At 68.0% G+C, this 19,124-nt stretch carries 18 protein-coding genes; 10 read left to right on the top strand and 8 right to left on the bottom strand.

Features of this window, described 5'->3' with window-relative positions:
* Positions 1–727 precede the first annotated feature (727 nt).
* Complete coding sequence (locus ABT313_RS12200) at positions 728–1,426, top strand: hypothetical protein (protein WP_350851464.1); 699 nt, start codon at positions 728–730, stop codon at positions 1,424–1,426.
* 43 nt (positions 1,427–1,469) lie between these two features.
* On the opposite strand, the gene trpD is transcribed toward ABT313_RS12200, so the two are convergent.
* The 3 genes from trpD to ABT313_RS12185 are packed head-to-tail and all read right to left on the bottom strand — an operon-like array spanning position 1,470 to position 3,898.
* Positions 1,470–2,510 (bottom strand): anthranilate phosphoribosyltransferase, encoded by a 1,041-nt coding sequence (trpD, locus tag ABT313_RS12195; protein ID WP_350851462.1) that lies wholly within the window; start codon positions 2,508–2,510, stop codon positions 1,470–1,472.
* Positions 2,511–2,515: 5 nt separating this feature from the next.
* Positions 2,516–2,935 carry an Rv3143 family two-component system response regulator gene (locus tag ABT313_RS12190; RefSeq protein ID WP_350851460.1) on the bottom strand — a complete coding sequence of 140 codons (420 nt, stop codon included), beginning with the start codon at positions 2,933–2,935 and terminating at the stop codon, positions 2,516–2,518.
* 45 nt (positions 2,936–2,980) lie between these two features.
* Positions 2,981–3,898 (bottom strand): cytochrome c oxidase assembly protein, encoded by a 918-nt coding sequence (locus tag ABT313_RS12185; protein ID WP_350851459.1) that lies wholly within the window; start codon positions 3,896–3,898, stop codon positions 2,981–2,983.
* Between the two features lie 31 nt (positions 3,899–3,929).
* Between ABT313_RS12185 and ctaE the strand changes: the two genes are divergently transcribed.
* Genes ctaE through qcrB form a run of 4 tightly spaced genes read left to right on the top strand, consistent with a single transcriptional unit; the run spans position 3,930 to position 8,227 of the window.
* On the top strand, positions 3,930–4,643 hold the full coding sequence (gene ctaE, locus ABT313_RS12180; RefSeq protein WP_502883966.1) for an aa3-type cytochrome oxidase subunit III: 714 nt from the start codon (positions 3,930–3,932) through the stop codon (positions 4,641–4,643).
* Positions 4,640–5,509: a cytochrome bc1 complex diheme cytochrome c subunit gene (gene qcrC / locus ABT313_RS12175; protein ID WP_350851455.1), complete on the top strand. Its 870-nt coding sequence runs from the start codon at positions 4,640–4,642 to the stop codon at positions 5,507–5,509. Before ctaE ends, qcrC begins: the two co-directional genes overlap by 4 nt.
* Positions 5,502–6,557 (top strand): cytochrome bc1 complex Rieske iron-sulfur subunit, encoded by a 1,056-nt coding sequence (qcrA, locus tag ABT313_RS12170; protein ID WP_350851453.1) that lies wholly within the window; start codon positions 5,502–5,504, stop codon positions 6,555–6,557. Before qcrC ends, qcrA begins: the two co-directional genes overlap by 8 nt.
* A 5-nt stretch (positions 6,558–6,562) precedes the next feature.
* Complete coding sequence (qcrB, locus tag ABT313_RS12165; RefSeq protein ID WP_502883965.1) at positions 6,563–8,227, top strand: cytochrome bc1 complex cytochrome b subunit; 1,665 nt, start codon at positions 6,563–6,565, stop codon at positions 8,225–8,227.
* Positions 8,228–8,275: 48 nt separating this feature from the next.
* On the opposite strand, the gene ABT313_RS12160 is transcribed toward qcrB, so the two are convergent.
* Entirely contained in the window at positions 8,276–8,740 is a 465-nt protein-coding gene (locus tag ABT313_RS12160; RefSeq protein WP_350851449.1) for a MarR family winged helix-turn-helix transcriptional regulator, read from the bottom strand.
* Between the two features lie 41 nt (positions 8,741–8,781).
* Here ABT313_RS12160 and ABT313_RS12155 point away from each other — a divergent pair, with 41 nt between their 5' ends.
* The 3 genes from ABT313_RS12155 to ABT313_RS12145 all read left to right on the top strand — a co-directional run bounded on the left by ABT313_RS12155 (position 8,782) and on the right by ABT313_RS12145 (position 12,837).
* Entirely contained in the window at positions 8,782–9,627 is an 846-nt protein-coding gene (locus tag ABT313_RS12155; protein ID WP_350851447.1) for an alpha/beta fold hydrolase, read from the top strand.
* A gap of 48 nt (positions 9,628–9,675) precedes the next feature.
* Complete coding sequence (locus ABT313_RS12150) at positions 9,676–11,397, top strand: HNH endonuclease signature motif containing protein (protein ID WP_350851446.1); 1,722 nt, start codon at positions 9,676–9,678, stop codon at positions 11,395–11,397.
* Positions 11,398–12,207: 810 nt separating this feature from the next.
* A complete protein-coding gene (locus tag ABT313_RS12145) occupies positions 12,208–12,837 on the top strand; it encodes a hypothetical protein (protein WP_350851444.1) in 630 nt (209 codons plus the stop codon).
* 258 nt (positions 12,838–13,095) lie between these two features.
* Here ABT313_RS12145 and ABT313_RS12140 read toward each other — a convergent pair whose 3' ends face one another.
* From ABT313_RS12140 to ctaC, 4 genes are all read right to left on the bottom strand, one after another.
* A complete protein-coding gene (locus ABT313_RS12140) occupies positions 13,096–14,337 on the bottom strand; it encodes a L,D-transpeptidase (protein ID WP_350851442.1) in 1,242 nt (413 codons plus the stop codon).
* A gap of 220 nt (positions 14,338–14,557) precedes the next feature.
* Positions 14,558–14,953: a cytochrome c oxidase subunit 4 gene (locus tag ABT313_RS12135; RefSeq protein WP_350851440.1), complete on the bottom strand. Its 396-nt coding sequence runs from the start codon at positions 14,951–14,953 to the stop codon at positions 14,558–14,560.
* On the bottom strand, positions 14,950–16,692 hold the full coding sequence (gene ctaD, locus ABT313_RS12130) for an aa3-type cytochrome oxidase subunit I (protein ID WP_502883974.1): 1,743 nt from the start codon (positions 16,690–16,692) through the stop codon (positions 14,950–14,952). The genes ABT313_RS12135 and ctaD overlap by 4 nt, the downstream gene beginning before the upstream one ends.
* 26 nt (positions 16,693–16,718) lie before the next feature.
* Complete coding sequence (gene ctaC, locus ABT313_RS12125; RefSeq protein WP_350851437.1) at positions 16,719–17,606, bottom strand: aa3-type cytochrome oxidase subunit II; 888 nt, start codon at positions 17,604–17,606, stop codon at positions 16,719–16,721.
* A 233-nt stretch (positions 17,607–17,839) separates the two neighbouring features.
* Between ctaC and ABT313_RS12120 the strand changes: the two genes are divergently transcribed.
* Both ABT313_RS12120 and ABT313_RS12115 read left to right on the top strand, forming a co-directional pair.
* Entirely contained in the window at positions 17,840–18,394 is a 555-nt protein-coding gene (locus tag ABT313_RS12120) for a GNAT family N-acetyltransferase (RefSeq protein WP_350851435.1), read from the top strand.
* Positions 18,391–19,113 carry an SIR2 family NAD-dependent protein deacylase gene (locus ABT313_RS12115; protein ID WP_350851433.1) on the top strand — a complete coding sequence of 241 codons (723 nt, stop codon included), beginning with the start codon at positions 18,391–18,393 and terminating at the stop codon, positions 19,111–19,113. Before ABT313_RS12120 ends, ABT313_RS12115 begins: the two co-directional genes overlap by 4 nt.
* Positions 19,114–19,124: the final 11 nt, after the last annotated feature.

Raw genomic sequence — 19,124 nt, 5'->3', positions numbered from 1 at the left:
GCGAGCGGGGCAACCACAGGCTGGGCAGGCCACCCCACCAAACCCCCTCGGACAGCCGCAGGCTGGGCAGGGTCAGCCAGGGCACGCCGCCCCGCTGAACCCCCTTGGACAGCCGCAGGCTGGGCAGCCGCAAGCCGGTGGACCGCAAACCAGTCAGCCGCAGGCCTCACAACCGCAAGGCGGGCTGTCGCAACCTGGGCAGCCGCAGGGTGGGCAGATGTGGGGGCCGCCGCAGGGGGCGCCTTCGCGGGGGCCTCTGCAGGTTGGGTGGCAGGCGCAGGCTACTGGGCCTCAGCCGGGGCAGCACGCCGGGCAGCCGCAGGCTGGCGGGGGCGGGGAACCGTCGCTCGGGCAGGCCATCTCGCGCGCGGCGGGGCCAGGAGCAGGTGCGGGCGCGCACGCTGGTGCGGCTGCTGGTGAGCAGGCGGCTGGAGCCGCCGGCGCACACGGTGTCGGCGCAGCAGGCGCTCAGGTAGCTGGCCAGCCCGGAGCTCACGGTGCGGGAGCCGTCGGCTCACATGCTGCGGGAGCCGCGGGCTCGCACGGCGCGGGAGCAGCGGGCTCGCGGACGGCTGGTGCGGCTGCGGCTGGTGGGTTGGGCTCCGGCGTACATGCGGGAGCGGGTGGCTCGCATGCGGCAGGTGGTTCGCATGGTGCGGGGAGGTCTCGACGGCTGCCTGGTGGGGATGGCGGGGGTGGGCTGCCTGGGATTAGCGGGCGGCCTCGGATGGTGGGAGCCATCGTGCTGGTGGTGGCCGCTCTTGCGACTACCGGTTTGAGTGTGGGCTGGATCTGGTCGAAGGCGGATGCTGTCAGCCCGGTCGCGCTGCCCTCGGGTGGTACGCCGATCGAGACCGTGAGCCCATCGGTGAAGCCCTCGGAGACGCCGACGCCGTACGGCAAGGTGCTCGGCACCTCGATGGTTGCCTCGAACAACGACACGATGCCGATCATGAGCTCGGCCTGGGGCAACTACGGCGAGACCACCGGCCTGTGGGGCGGCGCCGCGATCTGGCTCACCGTGCACAAGAACTACAACGGCAAGGGCGCCTCCTGGGGCAACTACACCGCGTTCGGGCAGCTCCCGCCGGACATCCCGTACAAGAACACCGCGGCCGGCCTGAAGGAGGCCGCCGTGCAGATCGGCTCGCGCGCGATCGTCAGCCTGTACGACAAGAACGCCCAGGTGATGAAGGGCACGACGCACAAGGCGATCTCGGTCAATGGTCACCCGGGCCACGAGATCGTCGCCAAGGTCGTCGTCAAGGTGCCGATGCTGCCGGAGACCTTCTCCACCGTGATGATCTCGGTGATCGACCGCGGCGACGGTACGGCGGACGTCGCGATCGCCGACATCGCCGGATCGACCCCCGCCTGGCAGAACGTGTACCGCTACAAGGTCAGTCAGATCCAGATCAACAAATAGCGAAAGGGGCCGGCGGGTCACCCCGCCGGCCCTCGCAGCAGACTCAGCGCACCGAAGCGCAAGCAGCGATCCACCGGTCCAGCACGTCCTTCGCGGCACCGGAGTCGATCGCCTCGGCCGCCCGGTCCATCCCGGCCCGGATCCGCGCCGTCACAGAACCCTCTTCCGGCGTGTACGCCGCCAGCGCGGCCCCGGCGTTCAGCAGTACGACGTCCCGCACCGCTCCCGGCTCGCCGTCGACCAGCGCCCGCACGACCTTGGCGTTGTACGTCGCGTCCGCGCCCTTCAACGCGTCGGCCGACACCGGCTCGATCCCCAACTCGCGCGGATCGAGCGTGACCGGCCCCTCGACCTTCCCGTTGCCGACGACCCACACCTGCGAGGTCGTCCGCGTGGTCAGCTCGTCGAGCCCGTCGTCGCCGTGGAACACCAGCGCGTCGATCCCGCGCCGCGCCAGTACGCCGGCCATCAGCCCGGCCACCCGCCCGTCCGCGACCCCGACCGCCTGCGCGGACGGGTCGCCCGGGTTCGCCAGCGGGCCGAGCAGATTGAACGTCGTCGGTACGCCGAGCTCCCGCCGCGGCACCGCCGCGTTCCGCAGGGCCGGGTGGAACGCCGACGCGAAGCAGAACGTGATCCCGACCTGCTCCCCCACCTCGGCCACCTGCGGCCCGGTGAGGTCGAGCGGGATCCCCAGCTCCTCGAGTACGTCGGCGGCACCGCACGCGGACGAGGCCGCGCGGTTGCCGTGCTTGACGACCTTCGCACCGGCGCCGGCCGCGACGATCGCCGACATCGTGCTGATGTTCACGGTGTGGGCTTGATCACCGCCGGTGCCGACGACGTCGAGCGTCCGGCCGGACACGCTGATCCGGGTGGCGAAGTCGCGCATGGTCGCGACCAGGCCCTCGACCTCGGTGACCGTCTCGCCCTTGGAGCGCAGCGCGATCACGAACCCGGCCAGCTGCGCGGGCGTCGCCGCACCCGACAGGATCTGCTCCATCGCCCACGCGGTGGCGGAGGCCTCCAGGTCTTCGCGCCGCAGCAGCGGCCCGAGCACCTGGGGCCAGGTGTAGGCGGCCATGGCCGTCAGGCGGTGGTGGCAGGCAGCTTGGCCAGGCGCTGGCGGAGCAGGTCCGCGGTGACCTGGGCCATCCGGACCGGGTCGATCGGGTGCGAGACCGCGCCCTCGGCCCGCGACCAGGTCGCCAGCCACGCGTCCTGCGGACGCCCGGTGAGGACCAGGATCGGCGGGCACTGGAAGATCTCGTCCTTCAGCTGCCGGGCGATACCCAGACCGCCGGCCGGCACCGCTTCGCCGTCAAGGATGGCGAGGTCGATCCCGCCCTTGTCCATGGTCTTGATCACGGCCGGCTCGGTCGCGCACTCGACGTACTCGAGCTCGGGCAGATCGGCTGCCGGACGCTTGCCGAGGGCCAGCCGGACGGACTCCCGCGTCGTACGGTCGTCGCTGTAGAGCAGCACCTTCAGCGGACGCTCTGAACTCATCGATCCATCCCAAGCTTGTTCAAAGAAGACTGGACACCCGGAATGCTACCGGGGCGACTGTTCGGCCCGGCGAGCCTGTTCCTCCAACCGGTCCAGGCGCCGGTCCTCGCGGCGCGCCTCGCGCTGCGACTCCCGCACCCACTGGACGAACAGCACGGCGAAGAACACCACGCCGACGAGGTCACCGGAACCCCACAGGAGACCGCCCGCGATGTACTGGTCACGCAGCGGCGACGGCGGCCAGGACCGGCCGAAACTGGTGTACCAGTCCTCAGCGATGAGCTTGTTCGCCGACATGATCGTGATCCCGAGGAACGCGTGGAACGGCAGCGTCAGGAACGTCAGCATCAGCCGGAACGGGTAGATCATCCGGCCCGGCACCGGGTCGAGCCCGAGCAGCGGCCAGAAGAACAGCGACCCCACCAGGATGAAGTGCAGATGCAGCAAGTCGTGCAGTACGGCGGAGTGCAGCGTCGCGTCGTACCAGCCGCTGAAGTACAGCGCCCACGGGCTGAGGACGAACAGCGTGAAGCCGATCAGCGGGAAGCACAGCACCTTGGCGATCCGCGAATGCAACACGGAGAGCAACCATTTCCGGGGCCGCGGCGGCAGCGTCCGGAGCGCCAGTGTGATCGGCGCGCCGAGCGCCATCATCAACGGCGTCAGCATCGACAGGATCATGTGCTGCACCATGTGCACGCTGATCAGCACCGTGTCGTAGGTGCCGAGCGCCGACTGGGTGGCGATCACGGCGCTGCCCAGCCCGAGGCCGACGAACGAGAATGTCCGCGCCCGGGACCACTTGTCGCCCCGTTTCCGCAGCCGGTGAACGCCGTACAGGTAGAGCCCGCCGAGGACGATGATCACGCCGAGTAACACCGGCTCGAAGGTCCATGCCGTCAGCAACCGGACCGGCGTCAACGGCTCGATCTGGTCGCCGGGCGTGGCGTGGAGGGGAAGCACGCTTCCACAGTAGAAACGTCTGGTTCACGACATGCACGGGGGTGGTCGTAGCGCTGAACGCGAGGACCGACATAATGACCGCGTGGCCACTGCAACCGCGCTCCCAGCGTCTCGTGAACACGGACACCACGACCGTCCCAGCATGGTCAGTGTCGGCACGATCGTCTGGCTCTCGAGCGAACTGATGTTCTTCGCCGCACTGTTCGCGGCGTACTTCACGATCCGGTCGGTAACGACCGCCGCTGCGGCTCCGGGGACGGAGACGCTGTGGCAGGTGTCGACGCACCTCCTGGACGTCCCGTTCGCCTCGGTGAACACGTTCATCCTGGTCGCCTCGTCGTTCACCTGCCAGGCCGGCGTGTTCGCCGCCGAGCACGGCAAGGTGGGCCGGATCGGCTCGCTGACGAACCCGCGCAACTGGGGCATGCGTGAGTGGTTCATCCTCACCTACATCATGGGCGCCGTCTTCGTCGCCGGGCAGGTGACCGAGTACACCGGGCTGGTGCACGAGGGGCTGACGATCTCCTCGACCGCCTACGGCTCGGTGTTCTACCTGGCCACCGGTTTCCACGCGCTGCACGTGACCGGCGGCCTCATCGCCTTCGTGTTCGTCCTGGCCAGGACGTACATGGCTCGAAAGTTCACCCACGAACAGGCCGTCTCGGCGATCGTCGTGTCGTACTACTGGCACTTCGTCGACGTGGTCTGGATCGCCCTGTTCGCGACCATCTACCTGCTCAAATGAGTGAGAAGAGATCTTCCTTGTCACCGGCGCGCTTTCTCTCCGCGCGACGACGGCACCGGTCCGCCGGCCTCGTCGTGCTCCTGTTCGGCCTCCTGGCAGTGGGTTCGGCGTACGCCGCCTTCGCCCCTGACGACGCGGTGGCGGACAACTCGGCCCAGTCCCAGCAGATCGAAGAGGGCAAGAAGCTCTTCGCGGTCGGCTGCTCCAGCTGCCACGGCCTGAACGCCGAGGGCGGCGGGAACGGCGCGGGCAAGATGGCCGGCCCGTCGCTGATCGGCGTCGGCGCCGCCGCGGTCGACTTCCAGGTCGGCACCGGCCGGATGCCCGCGATGCAGCCGGGCGCCCAGATCCCGCGCAAGACCCCGGCGTACTCGCAGGAGGAGATCGAGGCGCTGGCGGCGTACGTCGCCTCGCTGGCCCCCGGCCCCGCGGTCCCGGCGCAGGACTCGTACGACGTGAGCAAGGCCACCGACGAGCAGATCACCCGCGGCGGCGAGCTGTTCCGTACCAACTGCACGGCCTGCCACAACTTCGCCGGTCGCGGTGGAGCGCTGCCGAACGGCAAGTACGCGCCGTCGTTGATGGGCGTCAGCGAGAAGCACATCTACGAAGCCATGCTGACCGGCCCGCAGCAGATGCCGGTCTTCTCCGACCAGGTCATGCAGCCGCAGGACAAGGCCGACATCATCGCCTACCTGAAGGCACTGCAGACCCAGAAGGACCCGGGCGGCTTCGGCCTCGGCCGGCTCGGCCCGGTCTCCGAGGGTCTGTGGGGCTGGCTCGTCGGCATCGGTCTGCTGGTGTGCGTAGCGGTCTGGATCGGCGCCAAGGGCGTCAAGGCCAAGGGAGCGAAGGCTCATGAGTGACGACAAGAACCTTCCGGCGGTGAAGGACGACGGCGAGCACCACGGCGCCGTCGAGGTGGCCGAGCCGATTCCGGACCCGGGTCTGGAGCCGCACGAGCCGCGGATCACCGACATCGACCCGAAGGCCGCGAACCGCGTCGAGCGGCAGGTCTCGGGCATGTTCGGCCTGGCCACGCTGCTGGTGCTCGGCGCCTGCGTGGCGTACTTCGCGATCCCGCGGGACTCGATCCTCCAGTTCGGGCCGCTGACAGGCAACGCGAACAACATGGTCATGGGCCTGTGCATCGGGCTCGCGCTGTTCCTGATCGGCGCCGGCGCGATCCAGTGGGCCAAGAAGCTGATGGTCGACGAGGAGATCTCCGAGGACCGGCACGCGGCGCACTCCTCGCCCGAGCAGATCGCCGAGATCACCGAAGCGTTCAAGCAGGGCACGGCCGAGTCGGGCTTCACCCGGCGCAAGATGATCCGCAACTCGCTGATCGGCGCCCTGGGCGTGCTCGGCCTGCCGGCCATCATCTTCCTGCGCGACCTCGGTCCGCTGCCCGGCCGGTCGCTCTACAACACGATCTGGGCGAAGGGCATCCGGGTCGTCAACGACGTCACCGACCGCCCGATCAAGCCGTCCGACCTGATCGTCGGCCAGCTGGTCAACGCGGCGCCGGCCAACCTGGCCCCGCTGCAGGAGGAGAACCCGACCGAGTACCAGAACGCCAAGGCCAAGGCCGCGGTGATCGTGGTCCGGATCAAGCCGAGCGAGATCCGCACCAAGCCCGGCCGGGAGAACTGGGGCATCGACGGCATCCTGTGCTACTCGAAGATCTGCACCCACGTCGGCTGCCCGATCTCGCTGTACGAGCAGACCACCCACCACGTGCTCTGCCCCTGTCACCAGTCGACCTTCGACCTGGCTGACAGCGCCAAGGTCGTCTTCGGACCTGCGGCCCGGCCGCTGCCTCAGCTACCGTTGGCATTGGACAGCGAGGGTTATCTGGTTGCGCAGAGCGGCTTCCACGAGCCGGTCGGCCCAAGCTTCTGGGAACGAGGGTGACACCAGTGTCTGACACACAGCAATTCCCACCGCCGGTCAAGTGGGTCGACGATCGCCTCGGCATCGCGAAGATCGGGAAGAAGAACCTGCGCAAGGTCTTCCCCGACCACTGGTCGTTCATGCTGGGCGAGATCGCGCTGTACAGCTTCATCATCCTGATCCTGACCGGCACGTTCCTGACGTTCTGGTTCAAGCCGTCGATGGCCGAGGTCCAGTACAACGGCTCGTACAGCCTGCTCAAGGGTCTGCACATGTCGGAGGCCTACGCCTCCACGCTGGACATCACGTTCGACGTCCGCGGCGGTCTGCTGGTCCGGCAGATCCACCACTGGGCGGCCGTGCTGTTCATCGCCGCGATGATGGTGCACCTGCTCCGGATGTTCTTCACCGGCGCGTTCCGCAAGCCGCGTGAGCTGAACTGGCTGATCGGCTTCGGGATGCTGTTCCTCGGCATCATCGAGGGCTTCATCGGCTACGGCCTGCCCGACGACCTGCTGTCCGGTACCGGTCTGCGGATCACCAACGGCATGATCGCGGCCTCACCGGTGGTCGGCACGTACATGAACTTCTTCATCTTCGGCGGTGAGTTCCCGGGCGACGACTTCGTCTCGAGATTCTTCATCGTCCACGTGCTGCTGATCCCGGGCATCATCCTGGCGCTCGTCACGGCCCACCTGTTCCTGGTCGTGTACCACAAGCACACGCAGTACGCCGGTCCCGGCCGGACGCAGAAGAACGTGGTCGGCTACCCGCTGTTCCCGGTGTACACGGCCAAGGCCGGCGGCTTCTTCTTCGTCGTGTTCGGCATCACCGCCCTGATGGGCGCCCTGATGCAGATCAACCCGGTCTGGCTGTACGGGCCGTACAACCCGGCCGAGGTGACGGCAGGCTCCCAGCCCGACTGGTACATGGGCTGGCTGGAAGGCTCGGTGCGAATATTCCCCGGCTTCGAGTCGCACTTCTGGGGAATCACCCTGAGTTGGAACCTGCTCATCCCGGCGCTGATCGTGCCACCGGCGTTCGTCACGCTGGTCGCGCTGTATCCGTTCATCGAGGGCTGGATCAGCGGTGACAAACGCGAGCACCACCTGCTGGACCGGCCGCGGGACGTCCCGACCCGGACCGGTATCGGCGTCGCGTTCATCACCTTCTACGCCCTGCTGTGGATCGGCGGCGGTAACGACCTGATCGCGACCCACTTCGGGGTCTCGCTCAACCACGTCACCTGGTTCCTGCGGTTCGCGATCTTCCTCGGGCCGGTGCTCGCCTTCTGGGTGGCGCGCCGCTGGGCGATCTCGCTGCAACGGGCCGACCACGACCGGCTCACCCACGGCCTCGAGACCGGTGTCATCGTGCGCTCGCCCGAGGGCAAGTACACGGAGAAGCACCAGCCGATCTCGACGTACGAGGCGTACTCGCTCACCGCACGCGACCGCGTCGTGCCGTACGAGATCGGTCCGGAGACCGACGACAACGGCGTACGGGCACCGCGCCGGGCGCTCAACAAGGCCCGGGCCGCACTGTCCCGCTTCTACTTCGCCGACGCGGTGCAGAAGCCGACCGCACAGGAGCTCGAAGAGGCGCACGAGCACGCGCACGACGCCGACGAGATCCACGAGCTGACGGAAGACACGGAGACCTACCGCGAGGTCACCAGCGACCGCAACTGACGCAGCACCGAACGTGAAGGGCTCCGGCACTCGCCGGGGCCCTTTCGTTTATGCCAGTGCTTTGGAGACGGCCGTGAGGTAGTCCTTCACCATCGCCTGCTCGCCGTGGCCGAGGGTCTGGGTGGTGGCGATCATGCGGTCGAGGAGCGGGCCGAAGAACTGCCAGCCGAGGTCGATGGCGCTGTCGGAGACCTGAAGCCGGGCGCTGCGGCCGTCTGTGCGGCTTCTGAGGCGTTCGAGGTGCCCGGCGGCCTCCAGGCGGTGGATAACGGCTGTCGTCGCCTGAGAGGTCATTCCGAGCTGCTGAGCCAGCCAGCTGGGCGTGGCCTCCACCTCGGCCCGTTCGGCGTCCAGGAGGCTCACCAGCGCCCGTACGTCGGTGGCGTGCAACCGGGTCGTCCTGGCGAACTCGCCGATCGCGAGCTCCCACCGGAGCACGATGTCCCGCAGCCGGTGCACCAACTCCAGCGCGGCCGCCCGCTCGGGGTCGGCCGGCATCACTCCGTCACGCATACCCGCCAGATTACCTCACTCAGTGAGCTATTCTCGGCGACATGACCTTCCAGGACGCGTACGACGCTCTCCTCAGCCGCTGGGACGTGCCGGTCGAGCAGCTCGAGCTGACCGACGAGTTCGGCACGACGCACGTCAACGCCTGCGGACCCGCGGACGGGCCGCCCGTCGTACTGCTTCCCGGGCACGGGGCGACCTCACCCGTCTGGTACGCCGTGGCGGCCCGGCTCGCTTCGCGGTACCGGGTGTACGCCGTCGACCTGATCGTCGACGCCGGCCGCAGTACGAACACCGGGCGCATCCCGAAGACACCCACGGATCTGCACATGTGGCTCTCGAACGTCCTCGACGGCCTCGGGATCGACCGTGTCGCCTTCTGCGGTCACTCGTACGGCGCCTGGATCGCCCTGACCTACGCCATCGCCCACCCGGCCCGCGTCACCCGCCTGGCGCTCGTCGACCCCACGGACTGCTACACCGGCCTGCGTCTCCCATACATTCTTCGAGCGCTGCCGAGCCTCCTGCGCCCCTCCCGCGCCCGCAGCGAGTCCATCCTCCGCTGGGAAACCCAGAGCCTCCCCGTCGACCCCCAGGTCCTGGAGTTGGCCGGCCTGGCCGCCGAGCAGCCCTCAACCCCCTTCGTCCGCACCAAGCGCCCCACCGACGATCAGCTCCGGGCGCTAGCCTCCGCTCCCCTCGTCTTCGTCGCAGACCGCAGCAAGAGCCACGACGCCAGCCAGCTGGCCCGCCGCGTCAACACCCTCACCCCATCCGCCACCGTCGTACACCTCCCCCAGGCAACCCACCACTCGCTGCCGTCCCTGCACGCGGACGAGGTGGTTGCTGGACTGTTGGCTGCGTGGGCCCACGAATTGCCCACAGAATAAGGGGATTCTGGGTCGTGGATCGTCGGCGGAGCCGCCTAGGGTCGAGGCATGGAACTCCTGGGCGAGCGGCCGGCGTGGTCGATGAGCGGCGGCGAACTGCTGTCGACTCTCGACGCGCTGGACGCTGCGATCGCCCGTCTGGAGTCCTATCGGCTGACTGTTGTCGCCACGGTCGAGAGCACCGGGTACGCCGCCGAGCTCGGCGCTCGCGACACCGCGGAGCTGCTCCGGTTCCGCTACCGGCTGGACGCGGCAACCGCCCGCCGTACGCTCCGGCTCGCGCAGGCACTACCGAAGTACCCGGCCGTCTCCGCCGCCCTCGAGCAGACCGCCGCCGCACCCACCGCACCCGCCGCTGCCGATGAGGCCGATGCTGCCGGTGAGGCCGGTGACGCTTGGCTGTTGAGGCCCGCGCAGGCTGACGCGATCGTGTCCGCGCTGGAACGCGTCCCGGCCGACGTGCCGACCGACGACCGCGACGCCGCCGAGCGCGAACTGGTGAAGCTGGCCGCACACCTCTCACCGACCGAGCTGCGTCAGGCAGGCAACAAAATGCGGGACATCCTCGACACCGACGGCCCCGAGCCCGAGGAGCTCAAGGCATACGACCGCGAGTCACTAACCCTGATGCCCGCAGATCGCGGGGTGAAGTTCCGCGGCTACCTGGCCAACGAGAACGCCGAACTCCTCCGCGCCCTGATCCACGCCGGCGCCCGCCCCCACAAAACCCTCGACGGCGCCCCAGACCCCCGCCCCCGCGACAAACGCCAAGCAGACGCCCTCAGCACCGCCCTCACCATCGCCTCCGGAGCCCTCGAGCCCGCCCCGTCCACGAACCGCTCGCCATCGGCGGCTCGCTACTCAGATGATTCGACCGGCAGCACAGTGGGTCCTAAGGCCCAACTGACGGTCACCATCGACTTCGAGGACCTCAAAGCAGCAACCGCGGACGCGAGCGGCCAGTTGGTGTACGGCGATGGCCTGTCGCCCGCGACCGTCCGCCGCCTAGCCTGCGACGCGAGGATCATCCCGCTGGTCCTCGGTTCGGACTCCGAGCCACTGGACGTCGGCCGCTCCGAGCGACTCGTCACCCGCGCCATGCGCCGCGCCCTCAACGCCCGCGACACGGGCTGCGTAGTCTGCGGCGCCCCACCGATCATGTGCGACGCCCACCACCTAACCTCCTGGATAGACGGCGGCGAAACCAAGATCTCCAACCTTGCCCTCCTCTGCCGCCGCCACCACGTCGACCTACACCACGGCCACTGGACCATCACCCTCACCAACGGCAAGGTCCACGTATCCCGCCCCACCTGGTCCACCCCGCCACCCACCCGACATCATCCAGCGGCACCGGCCCCCACCACCCACCAGCCGCCCGGCCACCCCACCGCCAACCCTGCCGGTCGTCCCGGCGGTGCTCCCGCCTGCACTCCCGCCAGCACTCCCGCCAGCACTCCCGCCAGCGCCCCCGCCAGCGCCCCCGCCAGCGCCCCCGCCGGTGGTGCCGCCGGTGCAGGTGCTGCTCTCGCCAGACCTGCCGCCGGTCCTTTTGACGGCACTCCCAGCGGTGCTCCTGGCAGTGCTCCCGCAGGTACTCCCGTCGGCGCTGTCGCTGGTGCTCGCACCGGTGGTGGCGGTGGTGCTCGCACCGCTGGTGGAGGTGGTGCTCGCGGCTCGGCTGCGGCTCGCCGATCCCGGTGGAAAGCCAACGCCGCAGTACTCGAGGAAGCAGCCGCCTTCGCATCCGCAGGCCCGTCGACAGCCTGACAGCAGCACCTGTCCGGTGTGCTCACCGTCGCGACCGGCCTCGCCACTGACGCGGACGGCCATCTGAAGCCACTCATACGGCGCCAGACGCACTGCCTCACGCCGTCGCCCACCCGAAGCGCATCGATTGCCTGGCACTCCTCGACCTCGCAGACCGACCTCGTGCTGGATTCGGCCGGTGGCGCCGCCAGACCGCAGCCTCCAGATCCATTGAGATGTAGCCAGGTGCAGGTGGATCAACCGAACGGCCGCCGCCGGAAGAATCCGGCCAGCCAGCACGGCATCCGCTGCTGGCGCCACCCTCCGATCACCACCCGAGGCCCCGCAGGCGACGGCGTACGGCGTGTAGCGGGACTCGGTCGGCCGACCACCCCAACCCGCTACCGGCGACCCGCGACCACCCACCAGCGACCGGCCACCAGCGACCGGCGACCGGCGACCGGCGCCAACCCCGTCGTACCGCGAAGTGCAGCTCCCGCTGGCGGTGCTCCCGCTGGCGGTGCTCCCGCTGGTGGTCCTCCTGCCGGTGCTGCCGAGGGCGCTCCCGCCCGTCGTGCGAATGGTGCTCCTCGCTAGGCTGGAGCTCGCCGATCCCGGCGGAAAGCCAACGCCGCAGTACTCGAGGAAGCAGCCGTCTTCGCATCCGCCGGCCCGCCGGAAGGCTGACGCGCAACCGCACGCCATCCATCGGACGGCCAGCTGTGGCTCAGCCGCGCTCAGGTCGCTCCGACTACGCCGTCGCGCACTCTCCCCGCCCCTCCACGCAACCCAGGTTCTACCGCAGCTCGTGTGGTACTTGAGCTAGCAGGCGTGCGCCGGACGACACCTCGGCAGGCGCGGAAGCGAAGGAAGTCTCCGCGCAAGCGTCCGCGGTCTGGCCGTACCGCGAAGATTCGGAGACGGAGAACACACGCAGTTGGGACTCTCACCGTCCCGCAGCAGCACAGGGTCGATCTGGCTGCTGAAATCCGCGCGAGCGTTGTCACGGACGGCTGGCGCGAGGTCGTCGGGGACCGGGCCAGTGAGTATGTCGCCTCCAGCACCTTCGCGCGTCTCACACGCAACTATCGGCGTCGCCGATGCCGCTTCCTGGCCGACATCGCGAAAGCGATCCTCGCCGGCAAGGCGAAGTACCACGATCTGGTCGGTGGGCTTGCCGACAAGGTCATGGCCTTGTTCGGCACCGAACGGATCGAACGGCAGTTCGTCCGGGAGCTTGTGACCAAGATTCCGTTGCCCGGCGACAGCCGACTCGTCGCGACGGCTCGCGGGGTGCAGATCACCGGCATCCTGCTGTGCGTACTGAATGGCGACGACCTCAGCCGCTGTCAGTGCTCCATCGATCTCGCCCTCGAGCAGGCGAAGACTGCAGTTGAGAAGCTGCTGACGACCGCGCTGGAGGACTGGACCCAACTGGCGCGGTTCGGTCCCAAGGCGTGACCACTCCGAGGGCCCGCCTCGCGGGACCGGAGCTCGCGTCCGATCAACTGTTCGACGCGCCGACTGCCGCAGGACCGCCGGATCCCGCCAGGCACCCAACTCCCATCTCTAGCTTTGTTCTTTGGTTTCTGTTCTTGATTCTTGTACCGGGCCTGGCTCCCAGGTGGTGTTCCAGTCGGTGCCAAGACGTGGCGCTGGGCCGGACTCCGTGAGGTGTCCGGCCCAGTGCGAGCTTCCTGCTGGGGTTGACTCCCCGGCTCAGGAGAGGGCGGAGCCCTTCTTGTAGGCGGCCCAGGTGGTGTTCCAGTCGGTCCAGCCGTTGCCGGGCTCCATGTGGCGGTTGGTGCCGGTGACGATGACCGGGTCGCCGCGGAGGGTCTGGTTGAAGAACCACTGGGCGTCGGCGAGGCTCATGCCGACGCAGCCGTGGCTGACGTTGGCGCTGCCCTGGCTGCCGGCCGACCACGGGGCGCCGTGGATGAACTCGCCGGAGCTGGTGACGCGCTGGGCCCACTTCACGTCGCTGATGTTGTAGTAGTTCGGATCGCCCGGCTTGATGCCGATCGTCGCCGCGTCCATCCGCTTGGTGGTGAACTTCTCCATGATCACCTTCACGCCGCTGCGGGTGGTGAACCCGTCCTTGCCGGCGGTGATCGGGATGGTGCGGGCCAGCTTGCCGTTGATCGTCACGGTCATCGAGTGCTTCTTGACGTTGACGTTGCTGACGACCGACTTGCCGATGCTGAAGGCGATCTTGCGGCTCGAGGTGCCCCAGGTGTTGTTACCGGCGTTCACACCCTGGGTGTCGATGTTGACCGAGACCTTGGTGCCGGCCGGCCAGTAGTTCATCGGCCGGTAGTTGACCTGCTTGCTGTTCACCCAGTGCCAGGTGCCGGTGACCGGGACCGAGGTGGTGACCTTCAGCCGCTTCTCGACCGCGGCGCGGTCCTTGACCGGGTTGTTCCAGTAGATCTGGATCGGCAGCGCGACGCCGACGGTCTCGCCGTTCAGCGGGACGACCGAGGCCTTCAGGCTCTTGGTCGCCTTCAGCGTCTTGAACGTCGAGCTGATCGGGATGGTGCCGCCGTCGGTGCCCTCGGCCGAGCCGCTCACGGTGTACGACGCGCCCGGCTTGAGGTGGTCCGTGGAGGTCCACTGGGTCTTGTCCGTGTTGAAGCTGCCGGCGACCTTGTCACCGTCGTCGTCCTTCAGCGTGACCTCGGCCAGCTTGCCGGCCGTCGTCGTCACGGTCACCGGCTTGTCCGGCTGCACCGAGGACGCGCCCTTGGCGGGCACGACGGCGATGCTGGCCGCGGGCGAATCCGACGGCGTGGTCGAGTCGCCCGGGGTGGTCGATGCACCGGGCGAGTTGCTCTGCGACGTGGACGGGGTCGACTGACCTCCGCTGCCGTTACCACCGTCGGCCTTCGTGTCACTGCAGGCCGTGCCGGCCAGCAGCAGCACGCAGATCCCCGCCACGGCAAGCCCGTGCTTCCTCACCGAACCGCTCACCATTCCCCAGCTCTCCCCTGTTTAGTCAAACCGCGGTAAGGGTAACCTGCCGCAGCGACATTTCTTCGCACCGCACCGCCACCGAACTGGTACGGACCACAACGGTCCGTACCGGTGGCACTCCTAAAGACGCACGAAGACGCCGCCCGGTTCGTTCCCGGACGGCGTTTTTCGTACGATGCTCAACTAGCGAGCAGCGTCAGCACACTCAGTGAGCGTGGTCACCGCGGTAGTACTCGAAGATGAACCCGCTCAGCGTCACGATGCCGATGCCGACGCCGGCGATGAACAGCCACCAGCCGAAGACGACGCCGAGTACGACGACGGCCAGCGTCAGCGCGCACCACAGCGGCCACCAGGAGTACGGCGGGAAGAAGCCGAGCTCACCGGCTCCTTCGGCGATCTCCGCTTCCTTGCGGTCCTCCGGCCGGGCGTCCATCCGGCGGGCGGTGACGCTCAGGTAGAACGCCACCAGCAGCGACAGGAAGAACGTCATCACCAGGGCGGTGGTGCCGGTGGGGTCGTTGGACATCAGCCAGTAGATCGGCGTGACGACCACGACGAAAACGCTCAGGATCCCGAAGACCCAGGCTTCGACCTTCACGCCTTGTCCTTCCCTTCGGTCTCGCTATCGGCGATCTCCTCGAGATGCTCCACGCGCCCCTGGTCCTCACCCGCGTCGAGCAGGTTGTCGGCGCCGGCCCGGTTGTCCGGGTACTCCGCCAGCGCAAGCTCGGCGTGGTGCAGGTCGAACGCCGGGGACTCCGAACGGATCCGGGGCAGCTTCTCGAAGTTGTGCCGCGGCGGCGGCGAGCTGGTCGCCCACTCCAGCGAACGGCCCCAGCCCCACGGGTCGTCGGAGTTGACCTTCGGCGACTTCCGCGACTTGTACACGTTGTAGAAGAACGGCAGCATCGACATGCCCAGGATGAAGGCGCCGACGCTGGAGACCTCATTCAGCGTGGTGAAGCCCTCGTTCGCACCGTAGTCGGCGTACCGACGCGGCATGCCCTCGACGCCCAGCCAGTGCTGCACCAGGAACGTGGTGTGGAAGCCGATGAACAGCAGCCAGAAGTGCAGCTTGCCGAGGCGCTCGTTGAGCATCCGGCCCGTGAACTTCGGCCACCAGTAGTAGAACCCGGCGAACATCGCGAACACCACGGTGCCGAAGACGACGTAGTGGAAGTGCGCGACCACGAAGTACGAGTCGGACAGCTGGTAGTCCAGCGCCGGCGAGGCCAGGATGATGCCGGTCAGACCGCCGAACAGGAAGGTCGTCAGGAAGCCGACCGACCAGAGCATCGGGGTGTCGAACGACACCGATCCGCCCCAGATCGTGCCTATCCAGTTGAAGAACTTCACCCCGGTCGGTACGGCGATCAGGAACGTCATGAACGAGAAGAACGGCAGGTTCACTGCGCCGGTGACGAACATGTGGTGGGCCCAGACCGCCACCGAGAGGACCGCGATACCCAGGGTCGCGCTGACCAGGCCGATGTAGCCGAAGACCGGCTTGCGGCTGAAGACCGGCAGGATCTCGGTGATGATGCCGAAGAACGGCAGGGCGATGATATAGACCTCGGGATGGCCGAAGAACCAGAACAGGTGCTGCCAAAGTAATGGCCCACCGTTCGCGGCATCGAAGACATGCGCTCCCAAGGATCTGTCTGCCTCGAGCACGAGCAGCGCGCCGGCCAGGATCGGGAACGCGATCAGGACGAGGATCGACGTGACCAGGATGTTCCAGGTGAAGATCGGCATCCGGAACATCGTCATACCGGGTGCGCGCATCGTGATGATCGTCGTCACGAAGTTGACCGCACCGAGGATCGTGCCCAGACCGGCCATCCACAGACCCATGATCCACAGGTCACCGCCGACACCGGGCGAGCGGACCGCGTTGGACAGCGGGGCGTAGGCGAACCAGCCGAAGTCGGCCGCGCCGCCCGGGGTGAAGAAGCCGCTGACCGTGATCAGGCCGCCGAACAGGAACAGCCAGTAGCTGAACATGTTCAGTCGCGGGAACGCGACGTCGGGGGCGCCGATCTGGATCGGCATGATCTCGTTCGCGAACCCGACGAACAGCGGGGTCGCGAACAGCAGCAGCATGATCGTGCCGTGCATGGTGAAGAGCTGGTTGTAGACCTCTTCGTTCACGATCTGCAGGCCCGGCTTGGCCAGCTCGGCGCGGATGATCAGCGCCATCACGCCGCCGATCAGGAAGAACGCGAACGAGGTGATCAGGTACATGTGCCCGATCAGCTTGTGGTCGGTCGTGGTGATCCACTTGACCAGGATCTGACCCTTGGTGCGCCGCCGCGGATATGCGGTGCTGGTACCGATGGCGCCGGTGCGCTCGGCGAAGTCGGTCACTTCTCGCCCTCTCCTGTGCCGGGGATGGTGGTGGCGTCGGAGCCTCCGGTGGCGGCGCCGGTCTGGCCCTTGGCGGCCAGCTCACGGAGGTGTGCGTCGTAGTCGTCGCGACTGACGACCTTGACACTGAAGACCATCCGGCTGTGGTAGAGCCCGCAGAGCTCCGCGCACTTGCCCTCGAAGGTGCCGATCTTGGTCGGGGTCAGCTCGAACTTGTTGGTCCGGCCCGGGATCACGTCGAGCTTGAAGTAGAACGACGGCACCCAGAACGAGTGGATCACGTCCGGCGAGGTCAGGTCGAAGCGGACCGACTCGTTCACCGGCAGCCACAGGGTGGACGGCTTGTCCATCGTGCCGGTCTCCCAGACGCCCTGCTGCCCGTCGACCGTGTCCTTGTAGTTGAAGGTCCACTGCCACTGCTGGGCCACCACGTTCACGGTGTGCTGCGGGCTGCTGGACATCGCGGTGATCTTGTTGCCGTGCTCCACCGTGTAGAAGAAGAGCACGCCGATGATCGCGAACGGCGCCAGCGTGTAGAGCACCTCGAGCGGCAGGTTGTACCGCACCTGCCGGGGTGCGTCGTCGTTGCGCTTGCGGTACCGCACGGAGACCCAGAGGATCAGGCCCCAGACCATCACGCCGACGATCAGCGCGGCGATCCACGCGCCGATCCAGAGGCTTCGGACCGCTTCGGTCCGGTCGGATGCGCCCTCGGGGAGACCGAGTCGTTTCCACTGCTCAGTGGTCGCCGTCGAGCAACCGGTCAGCATGAGGGTGCCGAGCACCACTGCACTGCCGACCAGCAGGCGACGCTTCGCCGGTCGTGTGGCGCCGGCAGAACCTGCCGGTCGCTCCTCCACTCCGGGCGTGCCGTTCGAACCCACGGGGCGCCTTTCCCTTCCCAAGTGAGACTGACGACCAAACACTACTGGACACCTTTCGCGTCTCTGCGCATAGGTAGGGCTTAGCGTTTCCCGCGTGAGCGAGCGTGGGTATCTGGACGCGGCATCGGCGGAGCCGCTGCACCCGGCAGCACGGGAAATGTTGCTGTCGGCAGTGGATTCCGGATGGCCCGATCCGGTGCGTCTGCATCACGGCAGGTGACACACTCGGTGGGGTGACCGACTTCGCCCACAAACCCACGCTGACCGGCGAGCTCGTCGTACTGCGACCACTGGACGAGAACGACTACGACGCCATGCGCGCCGCCATGGACGACCCGGACGTGGCTCGGCTGACCGGGAGCCACGGGGAGATCGGCGAGGAGCGCGCCCGGGAGTGGTTGCGCACCCGGAAGGACCAGACCGACCGGCTGGACCTGGCGATCGTCGACCGCGCGTCCGGACAGGTCGTCGGCGAGGCCGTGCTGAACGAGTGGGACCCGGACAACAAGTCCTGCAACTTCCGGATCCTGATCGGCCCGGCCGGCCAGGGCCGCGGCCTCGGCACCGAGGCGACCCGGCTGATCGTCGGCTACGGCATCGGCCAGATCGGCCTGCACCGGATCAGCCTCGGCGTCTACGCGTTCAACCCACGGGCCCAGCGCGCCTACGAGAAGGCCGGCTTCAAGGTCGAGGGCCTGCTGCGCGACGCCCTGCTCTGGGAGGGCGAGTGGATCGACGAGATCGTGATGTCGATCCTGGCGTCGGAGTGGATACCGTCAAAGGTGTGATCGACGCCGAACGAATTGCTGTCCTGACCGGAGCCGGTATCTCGACTGCCTCCGGGATCCCCGACTTCCGGGGGCCGCAGGGTGTGTGGACGAAGGACCCGGCCGCCGAGGCGATGTTCGACATCGACGAGTACGTCGGCAGCCGTGAGGTCCGGGTGGCCACCTGGAAGCACCGTCTCGCTGTGCCCGCGTGGACAGCCGAGCCGAACCCGGGGCACCTCGCACTGGTCGAGCTGGAACGGCAGGGCCGTCTGACCGGTCTGGCCACGCAGAACGTCGACGGACTGCACCAGAAGGCCGGATCGTCACCAGAGCTCGTCCACGAGCTGCACGGGACGGTCTGGTACGTCGACTGCCTGCAGTGCAGGCGGCGCCTCCCGATGGCTGACGTCCTCCCCCGGCTGGAGTCAGGTGACGAGGACCCGGCTTGTGAGATCTGTGGCGGCATCCTGAAGTCGGCGACGGTTTCCTTCGGCCAGTCGCTCGACCGCGACGTACTCGATCGAGCGGTTGCCGCCACCGAGGCAGCGGACCTCCTGCTGGCTGTCGGCACCTCACTGCAGGTCTACCCGGCCGCAGGTCTCTGCGACCTCGCTCTGAACGCCGGGAAGCCGCTGATCATCGTGAACGCCCAGCCGACGCCGTACGACGAACAGGCCGCGACTGTACTGCGGACCCCGATCGAGACCACGCTGCCGGAGCTCGTGACCTTACCGTGACATTCGAGCCC

The sequence above is a fragment of the Kribbella sp. NPDC000426 genome, from assembly GCF_040300265.1.
Taxonomy (GTDB): Bacteria; Actinomycetota; Actinomycetes; order Propionibacteriales; family Kribbellaceae; genus Kribbella.
Note: the sequence above shows the minus strand (reverse complement) of the source record. Positions and strands in the feature narration are given on the sequence as shown.